This window comes from Pseudomonas sp. DF11, assembly GCF_058148565.1.
The window spans coordinates 577,502-604,466 of the sequence record NZ_JBYVYN010000002.1 but is presented as its reverse complement, the minus strand read 5'-3'; the positions used below and the strand labels follow the sequence as shown (position 1 = coordinate 604,466).

Sequence of the window (26,965 nt, the reverse complement as noted above, 5' to 3'; positions counted from 1 at the left end):
ACACTATGTCTCAACCGCCAGGCTCAGACCGAAACAAAAAAGAAACTCAAGACCAACCCCACCCCCACGAACCACACCAGCGACCGCAAGATGGCCCAGTCCGCCAGGTAGCAAATGATGTAAAGCAGGCGACTGGTGATGAACAGCACCGCCAGCACGTTGATGGTCACCAGCTCGGCATTGCCGGCCAGGTGCGCGACGATCACAGCGGCGGCGAAAAACGGGCTGATTTCGAAGCTGTTCAATTGCGCGGCGTATGCCCGCCGGGGAGCGCCTTCGAGTGTTTCCAGGAAGTCCCGAGGGTCGTGGTTATCTGCCAGCCTGAATTTTCCACCTATCTTGGCAATGGCGATGCACAGGTAAGGCAGGAGAAAGGCAATCAAAATACACCACAGGGCAACCGTCATGAGGCAGTTCCTTCTTTGAGTTTTATAGAAATCGCAAGTCCAGCGCCGGTCAGAACTTCATCACCAGCATGCCAATCAGCACCAGCGCGCAAGCTAAGAGCCGCGGCCGCCCAAAAGGTTCTTTCAAGTAGCGCATGCCAAACAGTACAACCAGGATCACGCTGATCTCCCGCAACGCCGCAGCCTCGGCAATCGAGCCCAGTTGCATGGCCCACAGCACCAGAGCGTAGCTGAACAATACGCAGAACCCGACCGCCAACCCCAACCGCCACTGCTCGCGCCAAAACAGCAGGAACGCCGGTCGCTTGCCCACCAACGCCAACAATGGAAACGGCCAGGCGCTGAGCAGCGTGACCCAGACCAGGTAATCCAGCGGATGGGACCAACGCCGCAAGGCGTGGCCGTCGATAAAGGTGTAGCAACCGATACACAGGCCGATCAGCGCCACCACCGGCAGCATCGACCAAGGCAGTCGCTCGCCACCGCCGCCCTGCCACAACAGGCAAAGCATGCCGAACGGGATCAGCAAAATGCCGATGACCTGCTGGTTCGTCAGCACTTCTCCGGCGAAGATAAACGTCAGGGCCAGCACCACCAGTGGCGACAGGCCGCGCATCAGCGGATAGACCAGCCCCAGGTCACCAACCCGATAAGCCTGGATCAGCAGATAGCGATACAACAGCTCGAACAGCGCCGAGGCCAGGATCCACGGCCAGATCTCCAACGGCGGAACTGCCACGAAGCCCAGGGCCAGCGTCCCGAACAGCAGCGCGACACTGTCCATGCACGCCACCACCAGCAAACGCTCGCCACTGAACTTGATCAGCGTATTCCACGCCGCATGCAACAGCGCCGCCACCAACACCAAGGCCGTTGCAAGCACGGCACGCTCCTTATTCCATTGAGAATTGATTCGCCATCCATCCGCAGCCGTTTATACTGCAAGCGACCACGCCGCACTCAGTTGCGCATACACCTATTCCAATAATTTCGCCGTTGCCCCGTTCACTCGAACCGGTGGTGCCGGCCTGCGTATGCCTGATCAGAGCGTCAAGACTACAGACAGAGACCTTGCGCATGCCACTCGCCTTGCTTGCTTTGGCCGTCGCCGCTTTCGGCATCGGCACGACTGAATTCGTCATCATGGGGCTGTTGCCCGATGTCGCCCGTGACCTGGCGGTGAGCATTCCCCAGGCCGGGTTGCTGATCACCGGCTATGCCCTGGGCGTGGTGTTCGGCGCTCCGATCCTGGCCATCGGCACCGCCAATATGCCGCGCAAGGCGACGCTGCTGGGCATGACCCTGATGTTCATCCTCGGCAACGTGCTCTGCGCCCTGGCGCCGAACTACGCCACGTTGATGGCCGCACGAGTCATCACCGCGCTGTGCCACGGGGCCTTCTTTGGTATCGGCTCGGTCGTGGCGGCCGGGCTGGTGGCGCCGAACAAACGGGCCCAGGCCATTGCCATGATGTTCACCGGCCTGACCCTGGCCAACGTGCTGGGCGTGCCGTTGGGCACGGCCTTGGGCCAATACGCCGGCTGGCGCTCGACCTTCTGGGCCGTGTCGGTGATCGGGGTGATCGCCGCCATCGCCCAATGGGCCTGGCTGCCCAAGGAAATCCCCATGGACAAGGCCAACCTGGCCAGCGAGTTCAAAGTCCTGGGCAAGGCCAACGTGTTGCTCGCCCTCGGCATGAGCGTGCTGGCCTCCACCAGCCTGTTCAGCGTGTTCACCTACATCGCGCCGATCCTGCAAGACATCACCGGTGTCAGCCCCCACGGCATCACCATCATGTTGCTGTTGTTCGGCGTCGGCCTGACGGCGGGCAGTTTTCTCGGTGGGCGCCTGGCCGACCGACGCCTGCTGCCCTCGCTGGTGGCCATGGCCCTGGCCGTGGTGCTGGTGCTGGCCGCGTTCAGCCAGACCAGCCAGTCGGTGATTCCGGCGGCGATTACCCTGGTGCTGTGGGGCATTTTCGCCTTTGCCCTGTGCCCGATCCTGCAATTGCTGATCATCGATCAGGCCTTTGAGGCGCCGAACCTCGGCTCTACGCTGAATCAGAGCGCGTTCAATCTCGGCAACGCGGCTGGGGCGTGGATTGGCGGGTTGGTGGTGGCCAGTGGTGCGGATCTGGCGGATCTACCGTGGACCGGGGCAGCGGTCGGAGGCCTCACGGTATTGACTGCCTTGTTCTTTATCCAACGACAACGACGCTTGGCGGCAGTCACTGTTTGAGGGCCTGAGAAATCTGCCCTGCCCGTGAGCGAATGGGCGACGCTTTCAGTAAGACTTTGTCCCCATCCGTGCGAGCTGTTTTACCTACCTGCCAGAAGCCTTGTTCCAGAGCGCTTTTCATTGAAGTCCGCCGAGTGCTGTTTGCAGTCGGCGGATGTTTGTCCAATTGAGTCGCAACGCAATAAGCCCTCGGATTTTGCTTAGAGTTCGGTCCCTCCATAGGTACAAGGAACGAACCACAATGCTAGCCCCCATCTCGCGCGCCCCCCTTCAACCTCTCTCTTTCGAGAACAGCGACCGGACCGTAAAACAGGCGAATCCCGACGATGACTGCATACTGGTAGAGCGCGCTACAGACCGGTCTATATCCATCATTCGACATGGCGACGGTAGCGTCGATGTCACTATGAAGCGCCCCGCCATTAGCGACCTGATCCTGAGTGGTGGTGGCGCCAAGGGAGTGGCCTATTCCGGGCTCGTCAAAACTCTCGAAGACAACCGCCTCATGGACAATATCAGAAAGATTTCAGGCTCTTCCGCGGGTGCCATATCGGCCGCCGTACTCGCCAGCGGCATGGGTCATGCGCGTTTCGACAAGATTCTTGACGATATTCCCCTCCCGTCCTTGCTCGACAGCACCCACCCTATCGTTAAAGCAATCCAGAACGGATGGTCGAAGCTGGGTGAGAACCTGAAAAGCCTTCCGCTGGCGCAATTGTTGTGTGATCTGTTGCCACGCCTGGGTTCCAAGGGGATGCCGCTGGAGGATCTGATCCGGAAGGAATCCTGCGAGGCGCTTTTGGAGCGTTGCAAAGAGCATACGGAACCTCTTTCCGACAAAGCGCAACAAGCCGTTGCCAATGTGAAAAAAAATCAGTACGTCACCTTTGCTGACCTGGCGACCCTGAGCAAGGAAATCGATCAGATCAAGACCGTGGAAATCACCGGCACCGTCATGTTCGAGGAAGGCACGCAATTGGTGGTATTCAGCAAGGAAACCACTCCTGAGATGGACATTGCCGTGGCAGCGCATATCTCCGCGTCGCTGCCGGTGGTGTTCAGCAAGCCGATCCTGCAAGGGCAGCCGTTCCAACCGAAGGACGCCACCACGGCATGTGCCGATGGCGGCGTCCTGAACAACACACCGGTAGGTGCCATCATTAACCCGGTGAGGTCCATGAGCCCGATCCCGGACAGAGAGTATTTGATCCTGGTATTCGAGCCGGAACAATCGGACCAGGAAAACCAGCGGGGTACGGGCATCTCGGCCCTGATCGACAAATTTCTCAACGCACCCCATACGGCCAGCTCCGCATGGAATGCCGAACAACTAAAGCACTTTGCCGACCAGATCATCGTCGTGCCGCTGACATCCGAAAAAGGTGATTACAGCACCCTGTTGGGCGGGACAGTTAACTTCAGCATGCCCAACGAGATCAAAAATTATCTTCAGGAAGAACTGGGCAAGAAAGCCCAAACCCATCTGGACAGGCACAGCGCTACCCAACAAACCTTTTCGTTTGACTCCACCGAGGATGCACTGTTGGCGTTGGGTGACAAAGAATTCGAGCAGCTAAGGACAGAACTGGAGAGTGACGAAGCCTGCGCCGAGGCGATCTTCTTCAGACAAGAGACAGAAACGGCATTGACGCTATTGAAACTGGCGATTCAGAACGCCAACAGCCTCACCACCCCGCAAGGCGAACACCTCGCGCTTAAACTCACCCCGCAAATTTCCCTAGCCATATGGCAAATCGATCAGTTTGCAACAACTCCCGAGCGGCAGGAATGGCTGGCTAAACGCCTCAATCATGGCAATGATCCGGACTTCATGCAGTTCCTGCAGGCCGCCGCCGAGTGGGACAAAGGCGCACCCAGCGCATCCAGGGTGACCCATCGCGCCATCGAGCAAATGCACATGCAGGACATTGCCACGCGCATCCGTTACGCCACGCAATACGTACTGAATACCGCGCGCTATCTCTTCGGTCAGCCCGGTCCGAACATTCAGCTGATAGACGAGGCCATCCAGAAACTGCAAAAAGTGCCAGAGCTCAACAACTCACAGGACCAGAAGAACGCGTTCAACGGAGCACTCGAAGGGGTCATCGCCAACTACAGGTCTCGCTCCACTGGGATGCCCAATCCGAATTCAACAACCGTCAATACACTGCGCAACATGCTGTTCAAATAACCGCCACTCTCGCCGGGAGCCTGGGGTCAGGTTCCCGCCTACTCCGAGCCCTTGCGCTGCGTAGGTTTATCTGGGCGTTTATCTTTGGGCGGGCCCACTTCGCTACGAATCTGCGCATGACTGATCAAAGCGAAGATAAAACTCCCACCGACGATATTGCCCGCCAACGTCGGCCCGGCAAACACCATCCAGAAGTCCTCCCACGACAACTGACCGGCAAACACCAGGTAGGATACTTCCGCCGAGCCGACGACGATGTGGGTGAAATCCCCAAGCGCCATGAGGTAAGTGATCAGAATGATGATCCACATCTTGGCGCTTTCCATGGAGGGGATCATCCAGACCATGGTGGCGATCATCCAGCCGGAAATGATGCCCTTGGCGAACATCTGGCCAGTGTCGTTCTCCATGACCTTGCGGCCGATCTCCAGGAAAGCCTGGTCGGTGCGCTGGTCGAAAATCGGCAGGTGCAGCATCACGTAGGCCACCAGCAAGGTGCCACACAGGTTGCCCACCAGCACCACGCCCCAGAGCCGCATCAACCGGCCGAAATTGCCCAGGGTGGGCTTGCTCATGATCGGCAGCACGGCGGTCAGGGTGTTTTCGGTGAACAATTGCTGGCGGGCCAGGATCACCGCGAGGAAACCGGCGCAGTAGCCGAAACTGGCGATGACCTTGAAGCCTTCGTGGTCCGGCAGCCGGGAGTTGAGCAACCCCATCGCCATCAGCGACAGGCCCATGGTCAACCCCGCCGCCAGGGCCGACCACCAGAGCGCGGCGATACTGCGCTCTAGTTCCTGGTTGCCCTGGGTGCGGATGATTTCATGCAACACGGCAGCCCGTGGCGGCTGGTTGCGGTCGACTTCGTGCTGTTCCTGCGCCGAGAGGTCAGGGGTCTTGCCGTCTTTGTGGGTGTCCATACAGCTCCTGAACCGGTGGCGTGATGTACCTACGACACGTGGCGCTCGGAGCTGTTCAGTGGTGGACTGATGTTCATGGACCTTGAAGCCGTCATCGCGAGCAGGCTCGCTCCCACAAGGGGATTGATGGCGAACACAAATCCCATGATCAATACCGAATCAATGTGGGAGCGAGCCCGCTCGCGATGGCGGCGTCGATCTCACTCGACTACATCATCCTTGAACTGATCCTTGACGTACTTGATCTCGGTCCGCCCATGGGGCGCGGGCAAGCCGTCCTCCCCAAGGTTGACGAAAACCATCTTCTCCACGGTCAGGATGCTCTTGCGGGTGATTTTGTTGCGCACCTCGCAGGTCAGGGTGATGGAGGTGCGGCCAAATTCGGTGGCGGTGATGCCCAATTCGATGATGTCGCCCTGGCGCGAAGCACTGACGAAGTTGATTTCCGAGATGTACTTGGTGACCACGCGCTGGTTGCCCAGCTGGACGATGGCGTAGATCGCCGCTTCTTCGTCGATCCAACGCAACAGGCTGCCACCGAACAGCGTGCCGTTGGGGTTGAGGTCTTCGGGCTTGACCCATTTGCGGGTGTGGAAATTCATGTTCACTCCTGAGCGTCTGGCCGATGAATGACTGCATCATGGCAGACCGGGCAGGCAGGCTCTACGTCGCGGCCCCTATAACGATCATCGGCAATTTCGATTTGCCGACAGAAACCCTTTTGGAAGATCCGGTTAGCCCGTTATAATCGCCCCGCTTTACCGGTCCACGCTTTGGACCGTTCCCGCCACCTGTCCGAGGGGCGCTGCAGCAGGCTCGACCTGTCAGGCTCGGATGGGGCGTTGTTCGTACGGGGCTCCCCATACGGACACTAAACGCACAACGGCGCCCATTCGCATACATTACGAATGGAGGCTCTTCATGAGCGCTGTTATCACGCCTGCTGCTTTTACCGATTACAAAGTCGCCGACATGTCCCTGGCCGCCTGGGGCCGTCGCGAAATCATCATCGCCGAATCCGAAATGCCAGCCCTGATGGGCCTGCGCCGCAAGTACGCCGGCGAGCAACCGCTCAAGGGCGCGAAGATCCTCGGCTGCATCCACATGACCATCCAGACCGCCGTGCTGATCGAAACCCTGGTTGCCCTGGGTGCCGAAGTGCGCTGGTCGTCCTGCAACATCTTCTCGACCCAGGACCAGGCCGCTGCCGCCATCGCCGCTGCCGGTATCCCGGTATTCGCCTGGAAAGGCGAGACCGAACAAGAATACGAGTGGTGCCTGGAGCAAACCATCCTCAAGGATGGCCAGCCATGGGACGCCAACATGATCCTCGATGACGGTGGCGACCTGACCGAGCTGCTGCACAAGAAATACGCAGCCGTGCTGGAAAAAGTCCACGGCGTGACCGAAGAAACCACCACCGGTGTGCACCGCTTGCTGGACATGCTGGCCAAGGGCGAACTGAAGATTCCGGCCATCAACGTTAACGACTCGGTGACCAAGAGCAAGAACGACAACAAGTACGGTTGCCGTCACAGCCTCAACGACGCCATCAAGCGCGGCACCGACCACCTGTTGTCGGGCAAGCAGGCGCTGGTGATCGGCTACGGTGACGTGGGCAAGGGTTCGGCCCAGTCCCTGCGTCAGGAAGGCATGATCGTCAAGGTGTCCGAAGTCGACCCGATCTGCGCCATGCAAGCCTGCATGGACGGTTTCGAGCTGGTTTCGCCGTTCATCGACGGGATCAACGATGGCACCGAAGCGAGCATCGACAAAGCGCTGCTGGGCAAGATCGACCTGATCGTGACCACCACCGGCAACGTCAATGTCTGCGACGCCAACATGCTCAAGGCCCTGAAAAAGCGCGCCGTGGTCTGCAACATCGGTCACTTCGACAATGAAATCGACACCGCTTTCATGCGCAAGAACTGGGCATGGGAAGAAGTGAAGCCACAGGTGCACAAGGTTCACCGCACTGGCACTGGCAGCTTCGACCCGCAGAACGACGACTACCTGATCCTGCTGGCCGAAGGCCGCCTGGTGAACCTGGGCAATGCCACCGGTCACCCAAGCCGCATCATGGACGGTTCGTTCGCCAACCAGGTCCTGGCCCAGATCTTCCTGTTCGGCCAGAAATACGCCGACCTGTCGCCAGCCCAGAAAGCCGAGCGCCTGACCGTGGAAGTACTGCCCAAGAAACTCGACGAAGAAGTGGCCCTGGAAATGGTCCGCGGTTTCGGCGGCGTGGTCACCAAGCTGACCAAGCAACAGGCTGACTACATCGGCGTCACCGTCGAAGGCCCGTTCAAGCCGCACGCTTACCGCTACTGACTAGGCGCCCCTCCCTGTGGGAGGGGCCTGTGGGAGCAAAGCTTGCTCGCGATGCAGACACCTCGACCCAGCTATCGGACCGAGGTAATGCCAATCGCGAGCAGGCTCGCTCCCACATGAGTCCGCTCCCACAAGGGATATGCAAGCCTTACCGGCCTACGAGTTTCCAAGGATATGACCATGTCCCAAGACCGTCGCTACAGCTTCGAGTTCTTCCCGACGAAGACCGATGCTGGGCATGAAAAACTGATCGCCACTGCCCGGCAGTTGGCCAGCTACAACCCCGACTTCTTCTCTTGCACCTATGGCGCTGGCGGTTCGACCCGTGACCGCACCCTGAACACCGTGCTGCAGCTCGAAAGCGAAGTCAAAATCCCCGCCGCTCCTCACCTGTCCTGCGTGGGTGACAGCAAGGACGACCTGCGCAGCCTGTTGACCCAATACAAGGCCGCTGGCATCAAGCGCATCGTCGCCCTGCGTGGCGACCTGCCGTCGGGCATGGGCATGGCCAGCGGCGAGCTGCGCCACGCCAACGAACTGGTGAGCTTCATTCGTGAAGAAACTGGCGAGCACTTTCACATTGAAGTCGCCGCTTATCCGGAAATGCACCCCCAGGCGCGCAATTTCGAAGACGATCTGCATAACTTCGTGCGCAAGGCCAACGCTGGAGCCAACAGCGCGATCACCCAATACTTCTTCAACGCCGACAGTTACTTCTACTTCGTCGAGCGTGTACGCAAGTTGGGGGTCGACATTCCTGTCGTGCCGGGAATCATGCCGATCACCAACTACAGCAAGCTGGCGCGCTTTTCCGACGCGTGCGGTGCAGAAATCCCACGCTGGATTCGCAAGCAGCTGGAAGCCTACGGCGATGACACCTCCAGCATTCAAAGCTTCGGCGAGGAAGTCATCACGCAAATGTGTGAGCGTTTGTTGCAAGGTGGTGCGCCAGGGCTACATTTCTATACCCTTAACCAGGCCGAGCCCAGCCTCGCGGTATGGAACAACCTCAAGCTGCCGCGCTGATGACTTGATGCGGGGGTACAAAGAGGCCTTGGCGAAAACCAAGGCCTTTTTTTTAAGCAAAGACGACTGGAGGATTGCAGTAGATGCCTAATGGTCAAAGGCTCACGACCCCACAACTCATTTACCTGGTCTACGGGGCCGAGACCTATCACCAGGAAGCGTTGTTCAGCATTGCCAGCGCATTGGCCGGCCTGCGCAAGACGCCGGACGAAGCATTGGATATCCAGGTGTTCACCGACAATCCCGCGCCTTACGAAGGGCTGCCGGTGCGTCTGCGCCCGTTGGACAACGAGACCCGCCAGGCCTGGATCCAACCCCACGGCTACCACTTCCGCGCCAAGCACGTGGTGATGCAGAAAGTGCTCGAAGAAGCCGAACTGGCGCTGCTGATCGACACCGACACTTTTTTCCACTGCTCCCCCCTGGAACTGTTCCGCCGCGTCCGGCCTGGGACGCTGCTGTGCAACGCCTTCGGCCTGAAGTATGGCGCCAACAAGGATTCCGGGCTGTACCTGACACTGGCCGACACACTGCGCCAGCGGCAATTGGCAGACGACGACATGCCGTTGTTGAACTCGGGGGTCATTGGCCTCAACTGCACGGACGCCGCGGTCCTGGATCGCTCGATCGCCCTGATGGATGAACTGTATCCATTGGCGCAGGGGGCCTACACACTGGAAGAGTTCTGCCTTTCGGTAGCGGCCTATCGCTCGGTGCAAGTGCGCGAATGCCCGGACCTGATTCATCATTACTGGAGCCGCAAGCAACTGTTCCGCGCCAAGACCAAAGCCTGGCTCGACAAACACCGCGCCGCACCGATTTGCCAACGGGCCCTGGATGAAACCGGGCAAGTCACCGCCACCCTGCCCCGACCGCCGGCCCTCCAACGCCTGGCCTACAAGGTCGTTACCCTGGCGCTGCCCAATCATAAACGCCAGTTCATGCGCGAGATCCTCTACGGCTGCTACCGCCACACCAACCAGTTCGACCAGGCCTGCGCGCCGGTCTGGTGGGAAAAGGCCCTGGAGAACGTCGAACACCGCCTGGAAAAGCCGTTGCAGGACCATGAGCTCAAGCGCTGGCTCAATCATCCGGTGATTCGCCTGGTACTGGGTGAGCGCCGCGAAGTCATCTATGAGCACTTGATGCAGACAAAGGGCCACTAGTGGCCTGCGTGGTTAGTTCGTCAGTTCAAATCCGGATGCCAGAAGTTGAACTGACAGGACTAACCACACAGGCCACCAGGGCGCAGGCCAGAGCGCTCTAGCTATTTGGTGAGCTCTCGTCGTAACCTCAGGCCATGCCCGTCATTGTCCAACTGCTGACCGCCCTTATCCTCCTGTGCCTGAGCATGACTGCCCGGGCCGAGAAGTTGCGCATTGTCACCGAACCCTGGGCCCCGTATGTCTACGAAGAGCAGGGCAAGATGCTAGGCCTGGACTACGAAACCACGGCCATCGTGTTCAAGCGCCTGGGCATCGACGTGGAATGGCAGTTCCTGCCGTGGAAGCGTTGCCTGGTGATGCTGGAGCAGGGGCTGGCGGACGGTGCGCTGGACATTTTCCACAGCGATAAGCGCGATGCCATGCTGCTTTACCCCAGCGAACCGCTGTCGGACGTGGAGTTCGTGATGTTCTACGCCAATGCCCGGCCCCATCCGTTTCGCACGCTCGATGACCTGGGCGGCCTGACCATCGGCACTTCGCCCGGTTATCTGTACAGCCAGGCTTTCAGTGAGTCGACCCTGTTCACCCGTGAAACGGCGCCCACCCACGAAGCCAATTTCGGCAAGTTGCAGTTGGGGCGGATCGATCTGCTCATCACCGACCGTAGGGTGGGCCGACATGTACTTGAACAAATGCGGTTGGGCGACCAGATTACCGAAAACCCGACGGTCGTGAGCCGTCAAAGCCAATACCTGGCGGTACGACGCAACGCCGGGATGGATTTGCTGGTGCAACGCTTCGGTGCCGAACTCAAGCGTTTCAAGCGCGAACCGGCCTATGCCGAACTGAGCGCTCGTTACGGCGCCGGCCCGATTGCCAAGGTCGCCTCGCCCGGTCAGGCAACGCTGAAATAAACCGTTGAGCAGCGGGAAAGCGGCGCACGGCGTTTGCTCTGTTATACTCCGGCCTTCCCGCCAGGCTCACGCCCGGACGCCCGGCCTTGCAAAAGGCATCCCGACACCGCTACAGCGCAGCCTACAGCCCGCGCGAGCCTTGTCCGGACCCGCCTTCGAGGCCCGGCAGGACCGGACGGGATGACGTCTTTTTGTTGAACGTCATTCGCGCCCGGCAAGACTATCCCATTGGGCCAGGCCCTCACTAAAACAGGATTACTCATGTCCTTTGCTTCCCTCGGTCTCTCCGAGGCTTTAGTCGGCGCTATCGAAGCCGCCGGCTATACCCAGCCTACCCCGGTGCAACAGCGGGCCATCCCCGCCGTGTTGCAAGGTCGCGACCTGATGGTCGCGGCGCAGACAGGTACTGGTAAAACCGGCGGTTTCGCCCTTCCGATCCTGGAGCGGTTGTTTCCCAACGGTCACCCAGACAAATCCCAGCGTCATGGCCCGCGCCAACCGCGCGTACTGGTCCTGACCCCAACCCGCGAACTGGCGGCCCAGGTCCACGAGAGCTTCAAGATCTATGCTCGCGACCTGAAGTTCGTCAGCGCCTGCATTTTTGGCGGCGTCGGCATGAACCCCCAGGTCCAGGCCATGTCCCGTGGCGTCGATGTACTGGTGGCCTGCCCCGGCCGCCTGCTGGACCTGGCCGGCCAGGGCAGCGTCGATTTGTCCCACGTGGAAATCCTCGTGCTGGACGAAGCCGACCGCATGCTCGACATGGGCTTTGTCCATGACGTGAAGAAAGTGCTCGCCCGCCTGCCCGCCAAGCGTCAGAACCTGCTGTTCTCGGCAACGTTCTCCAAGGACATCACCGACCTGGCTGGCAAGTTGCTGCACAACCCGGAGCGCATCGAAGTCACGCCGCCGAACACCACGGTCGAGCGCATCGAGCAACGCGTATTCCGCCTGCCAGCCAGCCACAAGCGCGCCCTGCTGGCGCACCTGATTACCGCCGGTGCCTGGGAACAGGTCCTGGTGTTCACCCGGACCAAGCACGGCGCCAACCGCTTGGCCGAGTACCTGGACAAGCACGGCCTGCCGGCAGTGGCGATCCACGGTAACAAGAGCCAGAACGCCCGCACCAAGGCCCTCGCCGACTTCAAGGCCGGCGAGGTACGCATCCTGGTAGCCACCGACATCGCGGCCCGTGGCCTGGACATCGACCAGTTGCCCCACGTGGTCAACTTCGAGCTGCCAAACGTCGATGAAGATTACGTTCACCGTATCGGCCGTACGGGCCGGGCCGGTCGTTCGGGCGAAGCGATCTCGCTGGTCGCGCCGGACGAAGAAAAGCTGCTCAAAAGCATCGAGCGCATGACCAAGCAGAAAATTGCCGACGGCGACCTGATGGGCTTCGATGCCAGCACCATCGAGGCCGAGAAGCCTGAAGTGCGTGAACGTCCGGACGTGCGTAACCCGCGCAACGCCCGTGGCCCACGTGGCGACGGTCCGAATGGCGGCGGTGGCGGCGGTGGCCGCAAGGACAAAGGCAAGGACAAGGGCAAGGAAAAACCGGCCAGCAACAGCCGTGGCGAACGCCCAGCTCGCGAGCAGAAGCCCCGCGAAGGCACGCCAGCCCGTGAACAGCAGCGCCCAATCCCACGCGCCGCAGCCGATCGTGCCCCGGACGAGTTCCTGGACGACGACATCGACAACTTCGGTAACCGCGTCGACTACGTGCCGCAGCAGAAACCGGCCCAGGGCCGTGGTCGCCGTCCAGGTGCCCCGGCACAAGGTGCAGGCGCTCCGCGCAGTGGCCAGCCACAGGGACGCCAGAACGGCCCGCGCAACAGCAACGGCTCGTCCACCGGCACCCCGCCGGCCAAGCGCAACGGCCCACGCAACGGTGCCCCACGTGACGGCCAGGCTCGTCGCGATGACACCCGCCCGCGCCGCCCGGCCCGTGACGACCAGCCGCGTCAGGAACCCGCCGTGCAGAACCCGCGCAGCAACCAGCCGAAGATCATGCACAAGGAATCGAAAGCCGATCGCTTCCCGACGCCTGAGCAACTGGATCAACTGCCAAGCCGTCCACGGGGCGAGAAGCCGGCGTTGCTGACCCGCAATCGCTGAGTTTTTCCAAGCCTTGAAAATGCCCCGGGTCTCGCGACCTGGGGCATTTCATTTGATGGGCTCTGATCCAACCCTGTGGGAGCGAGCCTGCTCGCGATAGCGGTGGGTCAGTCACCGCTCTTTTCATGCACCGGCCTCATCGCGAGCAGGCTCGCTCCCACAGGGACACTGTGTTGTCAAAATCCGCGCAATAAAAAACGCCCCTGATCGCAAGACCAGGGGCGTTTTTTGTCAGGCGCAAAGGTTACTTCGCTTTGACACCTTCAAACGAGATGTACAGCTCAACGACGTCGGATTGTGGACCCAGGTCCATCATCTTGCCGAAGTCAGAACGCTTGATGCTGGTGGTGCCCTCGAAACCAGCACGGTAGCCGCCCCACGGATCCTTGCCTTCACCCAGGAACGTGGCCTTGACCACGATTGGCTTGGTCACGCCGTGCAGCGTCAGGTCGCCAGTCACGTCGGCAGTGTCTTTACCATCAGCATTCTTGCCGGTGGGCTTGACACTGGTGGACACGAACTTGGCATCGGCGAACTTGCCTACGTCCAGGAAGTCCTTGCTGGAGATATGCTTGTCGCGCTCGGCGTGATTGGTGAACACACTGGCGGTACGTACGTTGAACTCGATCTTGCTGGCTTCAGGCTTGGCGGCGTCGAAGCTGAACTTGCCGTCGATGTCCTTGAAGGTACCGGTGATGTAGCTATAGCCCAGGTGGCTGATCTTGAAGTCGACGAAGGCGTGCTGGCCTTCCTTGTCGACCACGTAGTCGGCAGCCATGGCCTGACCGGCCGACAGCAGGGCAGAACCGATTGCCAGGGCGGCGAGCGTCTTTTTCAACATGCTTTCTATTCCTTTGGAGTCGAGGTTGAACATCAGGCTTGGCGTCCCAGCATGCGCTTGAGGGTCGCGTCACGGTCGATAAAGTGGTGTTTCAATGCAGCCAACGCATGAAGGCCGGAAAAAATGACCAGCGCCCATGCCAGGTACAGGTGAATCTGGCCGGCGACGTCTGCCTGATCGGGCAGTCCGGACACCAGCGCGGGTACTTCAAACAGGCCAAACACCGGAATCCCGACACCGTCTGCGGTGGAAATCAGGTAACCGGCAATCATCACGGCGAACAGCCCGAGATACAGCGCGCCATGGCCAAGCTTGGCGCCGGCGCGAGTCAGGCGACCATAGGTTTCAAGGGTCGGTGGCGGCGGGCTGACGAAACGCCAGAGCACTCGCAGCAACATGACCGCCAGCAACACCAGGCCAATGCTCTTGTGCAGGTCCGGTGCGTCTTTGCGCCAGGCGCTGTAGTAATCCAGGCCAACCATCCACAAGCCCAGGGCGAACAGCCCGTACACCGCCAGCGCCACGCCCCAGTGCAGAGCGATACTGACCCAGCCATAGCGAGAAGAGGAGTTGCGTAGCTGCATTGCTCATATCCTGTAAAAACTGCGATCAAGACTAGCGAGTTATCTATCGAATTAAAGCGGAAAATTTCGCTTTGAAATATCGAGAAATACGATCATCAGTCTGGAGGGGGTGGGTTAAGGAAAGATTAAAGGGAAAAAGGTGGTGATGACGAGGGGGTCGGGCAGCCTTTAGGGGCCTGTATGAACCTCATCGCGAGCAGGCTCGCTCCCACAGGAGGCCGCGCAGGGGCTGTCACCGCCGCCCAACTATTTTCGCCATGTAATATATATGTATTGCCATTTTTCATCTTTACCCTTGATCAAATGAGCGCTCAACAACTCATTGAACAAGGTGAACAAAATGGCTGTTCGTTATACCCCTTTCAAAGCTAGCGGCTCGCCGCAACTACCGCCTAATCAAACAATGTCCCCGGGGCAATACCTAAAATCCAGCAATGGGCGGTTCCGATTGATCTTACAGGCCGATGGAAACTTGGTAATCAAGGACCGCGAGGCAATTATCTGGACCGCTGGTGATAAACAACCTTACAGCGTCACGTTGTATCCAAGGAGAATGCGTGAACCTCTACAATTCGTCGTCAGCAACAGCGGCTTTCTTTATGATCCGTCCAGACGGCGATTGTGGATCGCCGAAAGCACCCACAGCACAGACAAATCTCTTTGGTTCAACACCTATATGCTCATGCAGGACGATGGAAACCTGGTCATTTTTGACATGCGAACAGGGGATCTTTGCTGGGCCCGCTATGGCTTCGTCCCGGGACGTATGTCCAAGCCAAAGTGGGTCAAAATTTTATTTGAGAACTTTGAGATTAAAACTTGGTCGTTTTCGTTGCCGCCTCTTTAGAGTCACTTATTGACGCACTCAGGCCTGTAAGGATCCATGTCGCATCTATAAACTAATTGAGGATCGTGCTTTTTCAGAACCATACGGCCATCAGCAGTGCAACCACTGACACCGAATACTGCCAATAGCATTAAGGCCGCTATCAATTTCATGTTAACTCCAGCTTTCACGAGGTAAAAATTTCGAATTATTAGTTTACCGAGCACTCAGCCCTATATGGATCAATGGAGCATTTGTGTGCTAGCTGCGGATCTCTTTTGGAATCATCGGAATCGTCAAAGGATCTCGGCATTCGCCATACACACATCCATATATCGAAGCCAATACGACTACTGCCATTAGTATTTTCATACGCGCTCCTGTTTTTGGTGGAGCCTAGATTTGTGGCTTGGTGCGCGCTATCGCCTGCTTCCGGTTAAAGGGTGGGAAGTTTCCGATGTATCGCCAAGGCGTGTAGGACGTAGCGCTTATTAAGCGATGCCGGGCTTTGAGTGGTGCCGCCGGTACGCTTGATGCTGGATAAAAAAACGCGGCCCTTGAGCCGCGTTCTTTCCACCTGATCGTTACTGAGCCTTCGTCTCAGTAGCCGTCGTCGGTTTGACTGCTGGCTTCTTCACCGGCTCGGCCTTTTTCACCGGGGCCTTGGCCGGCGCTTTTTTAGCCGGAGCTTTGGCGGCTGGTTTTTTCGCCGCCGGTTTGGTCGCTGCTTTCTTGGCTGGCTCAACCTTCGCCGGAGCAGGCGCTGGCGGTTCCACGGGTGCTGGGGCTGGGACGGGTGTCGGCGCAGGCGCTGGTGCAGGCGCTACCGGCTCCGGTGCCTTGACCGGCTCCGGTTTCTTGTCGTCATCCGAACCACCAAACAGGTTGCTGAAGAAGTTGCCCTTCTTCGCCGCTACCGCACCCGCCGCTGCCGCCGCTGCAACTGGCGCGACCTTGGCCGGTTCGAACGATTTGCCCGCCGCCAAGTCCTCAACCTGGCTGGCCGCCCGCTGGCCGCTACGCAGCGCGCCTTCCAGGGTGCCCGGGTACAGGGTGTCGGTGTGCTCGCCGGCAAAGGCTACGCGTTGCAATGGCTTTTCCCACAGACGCCAGTACTTGCTGATCTGGCCCGGGCCGAAGGCCAGGTACGCGCCGCCCGTGGACGGGTCGGTGCTGTAGCGGCGGATTTCATAGCCAGTGAACGCACCACGGGCCTGTGGATAAAATGCGTGCAGGCGGATCAGCACCTGATCGACCATCTGCTTGTCGCCGAACGCCTGCATCACCCGGGCGTTGTCGCCGGACAAGTTGATGACCACGTTGGCACCGCCCTTCATGGCCGGTTCGATCCACATCATGCCCAGGCCGGCGTTGCTGTAGATTTCGCCCGACATACGCGCCTTGCTATCCCAGACCGGGTTCTTGAACTTGAGCATGATCTGGTCACGCCAGCCGTAGTTGGTACCCTTGATCGCGCCTTGGTGCTGGGCGTCCAGGGCCGGGGTCAACTGGATCTTGTTCAGGGCTCGCAAGGGCACGGCCAGCACCACGTAATCGGCCTGGTAACCGACGCTGCCGACCTTGACGGTCACACCGTCCTTGTCTTGGGAGATGGCCGACACAGGTGAATTGGTCTTGATGGTCTTCAGTTGCTTGACGAACGCCTGGGCCAGGGTCGGACTGCCGCCCAGCAGGCGCGAAGCCCGCAGGTCGCGGTCAGATACGCCACGATAGACGCGGTTCTGCTGGGCGAAATACAGCAGCGACAGGCGCGAAGGTTCGTCATAACGAGTGCGAATCTCCTGGTTCACCAACTGCCGCGCCGTGGCCGGCAGTTGCAGACGATCGAGCCAGTTGGACACGGTGATCTGGTCCAACGCATGCAGCGTGTTGGTGGCCGCCGGGTTCTGCGGGTCTTCGATGGAGCGCGCCAGGTCGTCCAGGGTGGTTTCGTAGCGCTTGAGGGCTTCGGCGGTGGCCGGCTGTTTGGTTGCCAGGTCCGCGGCGGTGAAGTAGGTGCCGTCGATCAGGTAGCTGGGGGTGCGCACGAATTCCGGGGCCGGCGTGGTGCTCAGCTTGAATATGGAGACGTACTTGTTCAGCACCGGCTGCGTCTTCTCGTTGCCGATCCACTCGCTGGTGGCCATGCCCGACCGTCCGCCCAGGTCCGGCTTGGCCTCCAGCAGCGTCACCGCCCAGCCCTTGTTCTGCAACTCATAGGCCGCGGTGAGCCCCGCCAAACCGCCGCCGATGACGATGGCCGTCGGTTGTTTGTCCTTGGCCAGCGCCGAAACGCTGAACAGCCCTATCATCACCAGCGCACAGGCGCGCAGCCAACCAGCAGACATTCAACGAACTCCGGATTAAAACGTAGGAAATTTCAGTTTTCGAGCCAGTCGGCTCAGGGAACGGCGAAGAATACGTCAGCCATCAAAACGCCGCCAGCGACGTCTATCGCCTCATTCAAAGTAGCCGCGATGACACAATGGGTTGTCCCCGGGGCCGCCATTGCATAGGCTTGCGCGATTGTTTTGCCCGCGCCCGCCGCGAGCCGCCTCGAGGAGACTGTACATGGGCCTGAATAACCAGTGGATGCAACGCGATCTCGCGGTGCTGTGGCATCCCTGCACCCAGATGAAAGACCACGAACAGCTGCCGCTGATCCCCATCAAGCGCGGTGAAGGCGTGTGGCTGGAAGACTTCGAAGGCAAGCGCTACCTCGATGCCGTCAGCTCCTGGTGGGTCAACGTGTTCGGCCACGCCAACCCGCGCATCAACCAGAGGATCAAGGACCAGGTCGATCAGTTGGAACATGTGATCCTCGCCGGCTTCAGCCATCAACCGGTGATCGAACTGTCCGAGCGCCTGGTGAAGATGACGCCCGAAGGCCTGACCCGGTGCTTCTACGCCGACAACGGCTCGTCCTGCATCGAAGTGGCGATGAAGATGAGCTTTCACTACTGGATCAATCGCGGCCGGCCGGACAAGAAGCGCTTCGTCACCCTGAGCAACAGCTACCACGGCGAAACCATCGCGGCGATGTCGGTGGGCGATGTGCCGTTGTTCACCGAAACCTACAAGGCGCTGCTGCTGGACACGATCAAGGTGCCGAGCCCTGACTGCTACCACCGCCCTGAAGGCATGGGTTGGGAGGAGCATTCACGCAACCTGTTCGCCGCCATGGAGCAGACCCTCGCCGAGCACCACGACACTGTCGCGGCGGTGATCGTCGAGCCGCTGATCCAGGGCGCTGGCGGCATGCGCATGTATCACCCGGTATACCTGAAGTTGCTGCGCGAAGCCTGCGACCGCTATGGCGTGCACCTGATCCACGATGAAATCGCCGTCGGCTTCGGCCGCACCGGGACGATGTTCGCCTGTGAGCAAGCCGGCATCACGCCAGACTTCCTCTGCCTGTCCAAGGCGTTGACCGGCGGCTACCTGCCGCTGGCCGCGTGCGTGACCACCGACGAGGTCTACAGCGCGTTCTACGACGACTACCCGACCCTGCGTGCCTTCCTGCATTCCCACAGCTACACGGGCAATCCATTGGCCTGCGCGGCGGCCCTGGCGACGCTGGATATATTCGAAGAAGACAACGTCATCGAAAACAACCAGGCCCTGGCCCAGCGCATGGCAAGCGCCACCGCGCACCTGGCTGACCACCCGAACGTCGCCGAGGTGCGCCAGACCGGCATGGTACTGGCGATCGAGATGGTCAAGGACAAGGCCAGCAAGACCGCCTACCCGTGGCAGGAACGGCGCGGCCTGAGCGTGTTTCAGCATGCCCTGGAGCGCGGTGCGCTGTTGCGACCGCTGGGCAGCGTGGTGTATTTCCTGCCGCCGTATGTCATCACCCCGGAGCAGATCGACTTCCTGGCAGAAGTGGCCAGCGAAGGCATCGACATCGCCACCCGGGACACGGTCAGCGTGGCGGTGCCGAAGGATTTTCATCCGGGCTATCGCGATCCGGGCTAACCCCCCGGTGTTCTTGTCGGAATACTGTTGTGGCGAGGGGATTTATCCCCGTTGGGCTGCGCAGCAGCCCCAAATGCAGGCAACGCGATTTGCCTGAAGCATCGGAGCGTCCGGTTTTAGGGCTGCTGCGCAGCCCAACGGGGATAAATCCCCTCGCCACAGCCCCTCATTGCACTTTTAACCTTTTCAGAGATCCAGCATGAGACTGTCCCGTTTCTTCATCGACGCCCCCCTGGGCCTCGGCGACCACGAACTGCCCGAAGCCCAGGCCCACTACATCGGCCGGGTGCTGCGCATGGCCGAGGGCGATGCGGTGCAGGTGTTCGACGGCTCGGGCCAGGAGTTTCGCGGCACACTGGCCGAAGTCGGCAAGAAACGCGTGCGGGTGCAATTGGACGAGCAGTTCGCCGGCCAACCTGAATCGCCGCTGCGCATCCACCTCGGCCAGGGCCTGTCCCGGGGCGAGCGTATGGATTGGGCGATTCAGAAGGCCACGGAGCTGGGGGTCAGCGAAATCACGCCGATTTTCAGCGAGCGCTGCGAAGTACGCCTCAAGGACGAACGCGCCGACAAACGCCTGCTGCACTGGCGCCAAGTGGCGATCAGCGCCTGCGAGCAGTGTGGACGCTCCACCGTACCGGCGATCCACCCACCACTACTGCTGGCTGACTGGCTGAAACAGACCGAGGCCGAACTGAAGCTGGTGCTGCACCCGGTGGCCGAGCCGCTGGTCAGCCATGCCAAGCCGTCGAGCCTGGCATTCCTGATCGGGCCCGAAGGCGGGTTGTCGGAAGCCGAAGTCGAACAAGCCAAGACCGCCGGCTACTACGCCGCCCGCCTCGGCCCCCGCGTGCTGCGCACCGAAACCGCGCCCGTGGTGGCGCTGGCGGTGGCGCAGCAGTTGTGGGGGGATTTCTAAGGCTCCGCGACCACTGAAGATCAATTGTGAAGCGGGCTTGCTCGCGAAGGCGGTGTGTCAGTCAATACGAATGCTGGCTGACACACCGCTTTCGCGAGCAAGCCCGCTCCCACAGTGGATCGTGGATGTCCGTGCGGCCTACTGCACCGGCTCGCTGGTCGGCTTGGCAATGATTGCCTTCAATTCGCTGGTCATCGGGAATTCCAGGTTCAGACCCTTGGGTGGGATCGGTTTCTGGAACCAGCGCGCGTAGATCTCGTTGATCTCCCCCGACTTGTACAAATCGGCCAGGGTCGCGTTGACCAGCGCCAGGAATTGCGGGTCGTCCTTGCGCAGCATGCAGCTGTAGATTTCCCGCGATTGCTCTTGCCCCACCACCACCCATTTGTGTGGGTCGCGGGCCTTGGCCCGTTCGCCGTAGAGCAACGCATCGTCCATGTAGAACGCCGCCGCCCGGCCGGTCTCGAGCATCTGGAAGGACTCGCCGTGGTCCTTGGCGCTGATGATGAACATCTCGGCGTTGTTGTCCTGGTTGTAGCTTTTCAGGAAGCGCTCGTTGGTGGTACCGGCGGTGGTCACCACATTCTTGCCGCGCAGGTCGGCAAAGCTGTGGATGCCGCTGTCCTTGGCCGTCAGCAACTGGCCCTTCACATAGATGAAACCGTAGGAAAACGCCACTTGCTTCTGCCGCTCGGCCGTCACCCCGGTCGAGCCGCACTCCAGGTCGACGGTACCGTTCTGCACCAGTGGAATACGGGTCTGGGAGGTGACCAGGTTGTACTTCACGTTCAGTTGCGGCAACGCCAGTTGGGTCTTGATGCGCTCGACAATCTTGCCCGCCAGCTCCACCGAGTAACCCATCGGCTGGCCGCTGCTGTCACCGACGTAGGAAAAGGGCACCGAGGCGTCACGATAGCCCAGGGTAATGCTCCGGGTACTGGCGATCTTGTCCAATGTGCCGGTCGGAGCCGCTTCATTGGCATGGGCCTGGACGCTCAGCAACAGGCTCAGGGTGCAGCCGATCAACGTGATTTTTCGCATTGTTGTTCTCCGTTGGATGGGTCAGGCGGCGCGGGGCGTCAAGCCCTGCAAGTCGATGGAGGGTGTGTGCTGGCGGATCAGCTCGCTGAGCAAGCGAGCGCTGCCACACGCCAGGGTAAAGCCCAAGGCCCCATGACCGAGGTTGAGCCACAAGTTGCGGTAGCCAGTGGCGCCGATCAGCGGCACGCCGCTGGGAGTCGCCGGGCGCATGCCGGCCCATTCGACGGCGCGCTGGTAATCCCCACCCCGGGGCAAGGTTTCCTGGGCCTGGCGCTTGATCAGGGCGAGGCGCTTGGGGTCCGGCGTCGGGTCGAAGCCGACGATGTCCACCATCGCCGCGACTCGCAGTTGTTCGCCGATGCGAGCGTAGACGACCTTGCGGTCGTAATCGGTGATGCTCAACTCCGGTGCCCGATGCTGTGGGCCAATAGGCACGGTCAGGCTGTAGCCCTTGAGCGGATACAGCGGCATCCGCACCCCGGGCAAGGCGAGCGCGGCGCTGCGATGGCCGGCGGCAAGCACCAGGTGCTCCACCGGCAGCCGCTGCCCGTCCAGCACAATGGCCTGCACCGCGCCATCGGAGTGTTCGATGGCGCTGACCGGGTGCCCCAACAGGAACTCGCAGCGCCCCGACGCCCGCAGACGCATCGCCAATTGCTGGCAGAAGGCATGGCAATCGGCAACTTCCTCATCCGGCGTGTAGATCCCGCCCACATATGGCACGCCGGCCAGGGCTGGCTCCAGGTTCGCGCACTCGTCGGGGCCAAGCACCTGCTGATGGGCACTGTCCGCCAAGCCCTGCCGCGCACGCTGGAAATGCCTCGCGTCGCGAAACGTCACCAGCTTGCCATTGCGCCGCCAGTTGAAACCGTCGAGGCGATCGTCCTCGCGCCAGCCCTGCAAGGTTGCCTGGCTCAATAACGCCAGGCGCAACAGGTGGGCGCCGTTGCGCCGGTTGACCGAGGTCCGGCAGGCGCCGATGAACGCGGCCATCCAACGCCACTGTGCCGGGTCCAGGCGCGGTCGCAGCTTGAGTGGCGAATCACCGCGCAGCATCCAGCCCAGTGCCTGCCAGGGCACCCCGGCGTCCGCCAACGGGGTGACGTAGCGATACGACAACTGGCCGCCGTTGGCAAAACTGGTTTCGCTGCCCAAGGTCTCCCGGGCCTCCACCAGCGTCACGTCGACGCCATCGCGCACCAATGCATAAGCCGTCGCCAGCCCGACCACGCCACCACCGATGATGCAAACCCGCTGAGCCATGTCCATCTCACATCCGTTTTCAGTGGCTTGAGGTTAGGGCCAGGTGACAGGCCGCGGACAATGAATAAAGATGGACTCCCTATAAACAAAGGTTATGGGTTCGCCATGCGTCTTCGCCATATCGAGATCTTCCAGGCCATACGCCAGACCGGCTCCATCAGCGGTGCCGCCCAACTGCTGCATGTTTCGCAACCGGCGGTGACCAAAGTGTTGCAGCATGCCGAGCAGCAATTGGGGTTTGCGTTGTTCCTGCGGGTGCGCGGCAAGTTACAGGCCACGCCTGAAGCGCTGGAGCTGGAGCGCGAGGTCGATAAAGTCAGCGAGAGCCTGCAAGGTGTCCGGCGTCTCGCCCAAAGCCTGCGGCGCGAGCCGGGCCACAGCCTGCGAATCGGCGCAACGCCGGCCCTGGCCCTGTCACTTCTACCGGCGGCGATTCATCAATGGACGCGCCGCTACCCGGACATCGTCTGCGAGTTGTCCAGCGCCCACAGCCGCGAGCTGGTGCAAAACCTGTTGATGCGCGAAATCGACGTCGCCCTGACCCTGCAACCGCCCGATCATCCGGGCCTCAAGGCCCAAACCCTGGCCAGCGGCGTGCTGGTGGCCCTGGCGCCAAGCGGGCATTGGCCCCAAGCGCAGGTGGGGCAGCCGATGCCGTTGCAGGCGCTGGCCGGCGCACCGTTGATCGGCCTGTCCAGCGCCGACCCGCTTTCGGCCAAGCTGGACGGCTATCTCAAGGCCGTGGAGCCATCGCCGCGCATCAGCATCGCCGTACAGACCTATTCACTGGCCCGGGCCATGGTCGAATCCGGCGCCGGGCTGGCGGTGATCGACCCATTCACGGCACTCGGCGCTTCGAGCACCCGCACGGCAATCCGACCGTTGTCGCCACCGCTGCCCATTTCCCTGTATGCCGTGACCCGGGCCAATGAGGCTCCGGCGCACACCCTCGGCGCATTGCTGGAAATTTTTGCCGGCCAGGCCCAGGCGCAACTGGACCGCCTGTTCGCGGTGGCCGGTTGAAACTGACTAGAGAACGTAGAACAGAATCGCCACGAAGTGCAGCAGGCTGCCGGCGATCACGAACAGGTGCCAAATGCCGTGGGCGTGGCGCAGCCGGTGGTCGAGGGCAAAGAAGATAATGCCCACGGTGTACAACACGCCACCCGAGGCAAGCCAGGCGAACCCGGCGCTGCCCAGGGCCGCCAACAGCGGTTTGACCGCCACCAGCACGATCCAGCCCATCACCGCGTAGATGACGATCGACAGGATCCGCGCTTCGGAACGCGGCTTGATCTCCTGCAGGATTCCGATCAGCGCCAGGCCCCAGACGATCCCGAACAAACTCCAGCCCCAAGGCCCGCGCAGAGTCACCAGGCAGAACGGGGTGTAGCTGCCGGCAATCAACAGATAGATCGAAAAGTGATCGACCTTCTGCATGATTTCTTTTTTGCGCCCGCGCACGCTGTGATAGACCGTCGAAGCGCTGTACAGCACCAGCAAGGTGAACCCGTAGATCGCCACGCTGACGATCTTCCACGGATCGCCTGCCATCCCGGCAATCACCAGCAACCACACCGCCCCGATAAAAGCCGCCACCGCCCCGACCAGGTGGGTCCAGGCGTTGAGTCGTTCGCCGTGATACATCCAATACCACCTCACATTTAGAAACAGGTGCCAAGGCTCAGGCTTGGCGATTGAAAGTGCAATGGTTCGCTTTTTAAACCTGGAGACATACCTTGTGGCGAGGGAATTTAGCGAAACGTCGCACCGCCCCTCTGGGCTGCGAAGCGGCCCCAATGCACCTAAATGCGATCAGCCTGACACACCGAGGTGACAGGATTTGGGGCTGCTGCGCAGCCCAGCGGGGATAAATCCCCTCGCCACAAAGGCCTATTGGGGCACAATCAGGCCATACGAATAAGAGTCCGCCCCATGCTGATCGACGAAGAATTGACCCTGAAGAAACTCGAGGTGTTCCTGGCCTTCATGCGCACCGGCAACCTGGCGCGGGCGGCGGCCGAGTTGCAGACCAGCAACGTCAGTGTGCACCGGGCCATTCACTCACTGGAAAGCGCCCTGCGCTGCCCGTTGTTCAAGCACGAAGGCCGCAACCTCACGCCGCTGGAGAGCGCCTATGTGCTGGAAGAACGGGCGCAGAAACTGATCCAGGACGTGGTCGAAAGTGTACGCCTGACCCGCGAAGCCGCGGGCTTCTCCGCCGAGCGCTTCAAGTTGGGCTCGCTGTATTCGCTGACGGTCAAGACCGTGCCGCAACTGATCATGGGCCTGAAAATCCGCCGCAGCGAACTCAATATCGACCTGATCCTGGGTTCGAACATCGACCTGCTGTACAAACTCAAGAACATGGAAGTGGACGCGATCCTGATTTCCCTGGATGACAGCGTGAACGACCCGGACTGCGAGCATATCGCGCTGTTTTCCGATGACATCTTTCTTGCCACACCGGCGGATTCGCCCTTTGCCCAGCGCAGCGAAGTCGACCTGGCCGAGGTCCGCGACGAGACGTTCATCACCCTGACCCAGGGCTTCGCCACGCACCAGGACGGTATCCGGGTGTTCAAGCAGGCGGGGTTCGAGCCGAAGGTGGCGATGCAGGTCAACGACATCTTCACCCTGCTGAGCATGGTCAGCTCCGGGGTGGGTTATGCGTTGCTGCCGGGCAGGATTGCGGCGGTGTATGAAAACCGGGTGAAACTGATCCCGTTGCAGGAAAAGTACCGGTTGCAGCAGCACATCGGCGTGGTGTTCCTCAAGGCCAAGGAACGTGACCCGAATCTGCTGGCGCTGTTGGCTGAGTGCCGGATGTATGCCAATCGCCAGGCTTGAAACCGAGTCGCCCCTATCGCGAGCAGGCTCGCTCCCACAAGGGATTTGTGAACACCGATCCAATGTGGGAGCGAGCCTGCTCGCGATAGCGTCAGAACAGGCGATACAAATTCGAAACCTAGCCGACAATCCCGCGCACAATGAAGTACAGCAACGAAGGCCCCAACAAACAGCCAAGCCCGGTATGGAACGTCGCCGTCAACGCGCCATACGGCACCAACCGCCGGTCCGTCGCCGCCAGGCCGGCTGTCACCCCACTCACCGTCCCGGCCAGACCGCCGAAGACCATGGCTGAGCGCGGATTGTCCAGGCCCATCCAGCGCGCCGCCATGGGCGTGCCGACCATCACGATGATCGCCTTGATCAAGCCGGTGGCAATCGACAACGCCATCACATCGGAGGTCGCGCCAATCGCCGCCCCGGTCACGGGCCCGACGATGTAGGTCACCGCACCCGCGCCAATGGTGGTCATGCTCACCGCATCGCGATAACCGAACACCCAGGCGATGCTCGCACCGACAATGAAGGGCAAAATCGTGCCCAGCAGCAACGCGATGGCGCCAATCAACCCGGCCTTTTTCGCTTCGGTGGCCTGCACCTCGAACGCCGTGGCAACAATGGCGAAGTCGCGCAGCATGGCGCCACCCATCAAACCGATGCCGGAAAACAGCGACAGGTCCGCCAGGCCTTTTTGCCCGCCGGTCATGGTGCCGCCCACCCAGGCCAGCACCAGGCCGATGACGATGGCAATCGCCGAACCGTGGACCCGCCCATAGGTCAGGCGCTTGGACAATATCACCGACACCCACATGATCACGCCGACGAACGCGAACGCCGTGATCAGACCGTTATGTTCCAGGCCTTTCTCGATGAGATCCCACATATCAGCGACCTCCTACTGGGGTACCGAGTGGCGTGACTTCCGCCGGTTCCTCGGGCAAGGGTTCGCCTTTGTGGGTCCGGCTGATCAGCGTAATGGTGCAACCGCAGAGCACCACCGAACCAATGGCCGCCAGCACCGCCACCGGGCCGCCGTGCAAGGCCGTGACCACGTTCTGTTGCGCGGCCATCGCGACCACCACTGGAATGTACATGGCGCCCCAGAAGCCGACGCCCATTTCGCATTCCTTGGTCATGCCGCCGCGTTTTTGCATCCACAGCCGCGCACAGATCAGCAGGATCATCGCAATGCCGACCCCGCCGACGTTGGATTTGACGCCCAGCAACACGCCGAGCAGGTCGCCCATGATCACCCCTGCCAGCGTACAGATCGCCAACAGCGCCACACCGTAAATAATCATTGTTGTAGTCCTCAAAGTGCATCGTCGAAGTTGTTGTTTTTGTAATTC

Annotated in this window: 24 protein-coding genes and 1 riboswitch; of the genes, 12 read left to right on the top strand and 12 right to left on the bottom strand. The window is 60.7% G+C overall.

Annotated elements, in window-relative coordinates; genetic code table 11:
• Positions 1 to 23 precede the first annotated feature (23 nt).
• Positions 24 to 407, bottom strand: a complete 384-nt coding sequence (locus tag AC30D9_RS09435) for an MAPEG family protein (RefSeq protein WP_134926191.1) — start codon at positions 405 to 407, stop codon at positions 24 to 26.
• Between the two features lie 49 nt (positions 408 to 456).
• Positions 457 to 1,290, bottom strand: coding sequence for an EamA family transporter (locus AC30D9_RS09430; RefSeq protein WP_490143930.1), 834 nt, complete (start codon positions 1,288 to 1,290; stop codon positions 457 to 459).
• Between the two features lie 194 nt (positions 1,291 to 1,484).
• On the opposite strand from AC30D9_RS09430, the gene AC30D9_RS09425 reads away from it, so the two are divergent.
• Together AC30D9_RS09425 and AC30D9_RS09420 are read left to right on the top strand one after the other, a co-directional pair.
• A complete protein-coding gene (locus tag AC30D9_RS09425) occupies positions 1,485 to 2,645 on the top strand; it encodes an MFS transporter (RefSeq protein WP_490143929.1) in 1,161 nt (386 codons plus the stop codon).
• 241 nt (positions 2,646 to 2,886) lie between these two features.
• The gene (locus tag AC30D9_RS09420) at positions 2,887 to 4,839 is read left to right on the top strand and encodes a patatin-like phospholipase family protein (RefSeq protein WP_307572447.1); all 1,953 of its coding nucleotides are present in this window, start codon (positions 2,887 to 2,889) and stop codon (positions 4,837 to 4,839) included.
• 38 nt (positions 4,840 to 4,877) lie between these two features.
• On the opposite strand, the gene AC30D9_RS09415 is transcribed toward AC30D9_RS09420, so the two are convergent.
• Positions 4,878 to 5,759, bottom strand: coding sequence for a formate/nitrite transporter family protein (locus AC30D9_RS09415; protein WP_307572448.1), 882 nt, complete (start codon positions 5,757 to 5,759; stop codon positions 4,878 to 4,880).
• A gap of 200 nt (positions 5,760 to 5,959) precedes the next feature.
• A complete protein-coding gene (locus AC30D9_RS09410) occupies positions 5,960 to 6,361 on the bottom strand; it encodes an acyl-CoA thioesterase (protein WP_072346269.1) in 402 nt (133 codons plus the stop codon).
• A gap of 189 nt (positions 6,362 to 6,550) precedes the next feature.
• Positions 6,551 to 6,657: riboswitch (S-adenosyl-L-homocysteine riboswitch) on the top strand.
• Between the two features lie 23 nt (positions 6,658 to 6,680).
• On the opposite strand from AC30D9_RS09410, the gene ahcY reads away from it, so the two are divergent.
• From ahcY to rhlE2, 5 genes are all read left to right on the top strand, one after another.
• On the top strand, positions 6,681 to 8,090 hold the full coding sequence (gene ahcY / locus AC30D9_RS09405) for an adenosylhomocysteinase (RefSeq protein ID WP_134926196.1): 1,410 nt from the start codon (positions 6,681 to 6,683) through the stop codon (positions 8,088 to 8,090).
• Between the two features lie 180 nt (positions 8,091 to 8,270).
• Complete coding sequence (gene metF, locus AC30D9_RS09400; RefSeq protein WP_134926197.1) at positions 8,271 to 9,116, top strand: methylenetetrahydrofolate reductase [NAD(P)H]; 846 nt, start codon at positions 8,271 to 8,273, stop codon at positions 9,114 to 9,116.
• An 83-nt stretch (positions 9,117 to 9,199) separates the two neighbouring features.
• Positions 9,200 to 10,282, top strand: coding sequence for a hypothetical protein (locus AC30D9_RS09395; protein ID WP_490143928.1), 1,083 nt, complete (start codon positions 9,200 to 9,202; stop codon positions 10,280 to 10,282).
• 134 nt (positions 10,283 to 10,416) lie between these two features.
• Complete coding sequence (locus tag AC30D9_RS09390) at positions 10,417 to 11,196, top strand: substrate-binding periplasmic protein (RefSeq protein ID WP_134926198.1); 780 nt, start codon at positions 10,417 to 10,419, stop codon at positions 11,194 to 11,196.
• A 261-nt stretch (positions 11,197 to 11,457) separates the two neighbouring features.
• On the top strand, positions 11,458 to 13,314 hold the full coding sequence (gene rhlE2 / locus AC30D9_RS09385) for an RNA helicase RhlE2 (RefSeq protein ID WP_134926199.1): 1,857 nt from the start codon (positions 11,458 to 11,460) through the stop codon (positions 13,312 to 13,314).
• A 244-nt stretch (positions 13,315 to 13,558) separates the two neighbouring features.
• On the opposite strand, the gene AC30D9_RS09380 is transcribed toward rhlE2, so the two are convergent.
• Together AC30D9_RS09380 and AC30D9_RS09375 are read right to left on the bottom strand one after the other, a co-directional pair.
• Entirely contained in the window at positions 13,559 to 14,155 is a 597-nt protein-coding gene (locus AC30D9_RS09380) for a YceI family protein (RefSeq protein WP_134926200.1), read from the bottom strand.
• 32 nt (positions 14,156 to 14,187) lie between these two features.
• Positions 14,188 to 14,739 (bottom strand): cytochrome b, encoded by a 552-nt coding sequence (locus AC30D9_RS09375; RefSeq protein ID WP_134926201.1) that lies wholly within the window; start codon positions 14,737 to 14,739, stop codon positions 14,188 to 14,190.
• Between the two features lie 340 nt (positions 14,740 to 15,079).
• Between AC30D9_RS09375 and llpB the strand changes: the two genes are divergently transcribed.
• Positions 15,080 to 15,586 carry a lectin-like bacteriocin LlpB gene (llpB, locus tag AC30D9_RS09370; protein WP_490143927.1) on the top strand — a complete coding sequence of 169 codons (507 nt, stop codon included), beginning with the start codon at positions 15,080 to 15,082 and terminating at the stop codon, positions 15,584 to 15,586.
• Between the two features lie 563 nt (positions 15,587 to 16,149).
• On the opposite strand, the gene AC30D9_RS09365 is transcribed toward llpB, so the two are convergent.
• Positions 16,150 to 17,913: a flavin monoamine oxidase family protein gene (locus tag AC30D9_RS09365; protein ID WP_490143926.1), complete on the bottom strand. Its 1,764-nt coding sequence runs from the start codon at positions 17,911 to 17,913 to the stop codon at positions 16,150 to 16,152.
• A 223-nt stretch (positions 17,914 to 18,136) separates the two neighbouring features.
• Between AC30D9_RS09365 and AC30D9_RS09360 the strand changes: the two genes are divergently transcribed.
• Both AC30D9_RS09360 and AC30D9_RS09355 read left to right on the top strand, forming a co-directional pair.
• Positions 18,137 to 19,543 carry an adenosylmethionine--8-amino-7-oxononanoate transaminase gene (locus tag AC30D9_RS09360; RefSeq protein ID WP_490143925.1) on the top strand — a complete coding sequence of 469 codons (1,407 nt, stop codon included), beginning with the start codon at positions 18,137 to 18,139 and terminating at the stop codon, positions 19,541 to 19,543.
• Between the two features lie 199 nt (positions 19,544 to 19,742).
• On the top strand, positions 19,743 to 20,462 hold the full coding sequence (locus AC30D9_RS09355; protein WP_307572454.1) for a 16S rRNA (uracil(1498)-N(3))-methyltransferase: 720 nt from the start codon (positions 19,743 to 19,745) through the stop codon (positions 20,460 to 20,462).
• 138 nt (positions 20,463 to 20,600) lie between these two features.
• Here AC30D9_RS09355 and AC30D9_RS09350 read toward each other — a convergent pair whose 3' ends face one another.
• Both AC30D9_RS09350 and AC30D9_RS09345 read right to left on the bottom strand, forming a co-directional pair.
• Positions 20,601 to 21,503: a transporter substrate-binding domain-containing protein gene (locus tag AC30D9_RS09350; RefSeq protein ID WP_307572455.1), complete on the bottom strand. Its 903-nt coding sequence runs from the start codon at positions 21,501 to 21,503 to the stop codon at positions 20,601 to 20,603.
• Between the two features lie 21 nt (positions 21,504 to 21,524).
• Complete coding sequence (locus AC30D9_RS09345) at positions 21,525 to 22,766, bottom strand: D-amino acid dehydrogenase (RefSeq protein ID WP_307573236.1); 1,242 nt, start codon at positions 22,764 to 22,766, stop codon at positions 21,525 to 21,527.
• Positions 22,767 to 22,871: 105 nt separating this feature from the next.
• On the opposite strand from AC30D9_RS09345, the gene AC30D9_RS09340 reads away from it, so the two are divergent.
• Positions 22,872 to 23,789: a LysR family transcriptional regulator gene (locus AC30D9_RS09340; protein WP_490143924.1), complete on the top strand. Its 918-nt coding sequence runs from the start codon at positions 22,872 to 22,874 to the stop codon at positions 23,787 to 23,789.
• Between the two features lie 6 nt (positions 23,790 to 23,795).
• On the opposite strand, the gene trhA is transcribed toward AC30D9_RS09340, so the two are convergent.
• A complete protein-coding gene (gene trhA, locus AC30D9_RS09335; RefSeq protein WP_134926206.1) occupies positions 23,796 to 24,413 on the bottom strand; it encodes a PAQR family membrane homeostasis protein TrhA in 618 nt (205 codons plus the stop codon).
• A 288-nt stretch (positions 24,414 to 24,701) separates the two neighbouring features.
• Here trhA and AC30D9_RS09330 point away from each other — a divergent pair, with 288 nt between their 5' ends.
• Positions 24,702 to 25,616 (top strand): LysR family transcriptional regulator, encoded by a 915-nt coding sequence (locus AC30D9_RS09330; protein WP_109755107.1) that lies wholly within the window; start codon positions 24,702 to 24,704, stop codon positions 25,614 to 25,616.
• A gap of 118 nt (positions 25,617 to 25,734) precedes the next feature.
• On the opposite strand, the gene madM is transcribed toward AC30D9_RS09330, so the two are convergent.
• Both madM and madL read right to left on the bottom strand, forming a co-directional pair.
• Positions 25,735 to 26,499, bottom strand: coding sequence for a malonate transporter subunit MadM (gene madM / locus AC30D9_RS09325; protein ID WP_116833652.1), 765 nt, complete (start codon positions 26,497 to 26,499; stop codon positions 25,735 to 25,737).
• Position 26,500: 1 nt separating this feature from the next.
• Positions 26,501 to 26,917: a malonate transporter subunit MadL gene (madL, locus tag AC30D9_RS09320; RefSeq protein WP_490143923.1), complete on the bottom strand. Its 417-nt coding sequence runs from the start codon at positions 26,915 to 26,917 to the stop codon at positions 26,501 to 26,503.
• Positions 26,918 to 26,965: the final 48 nt, after the last annotated feature.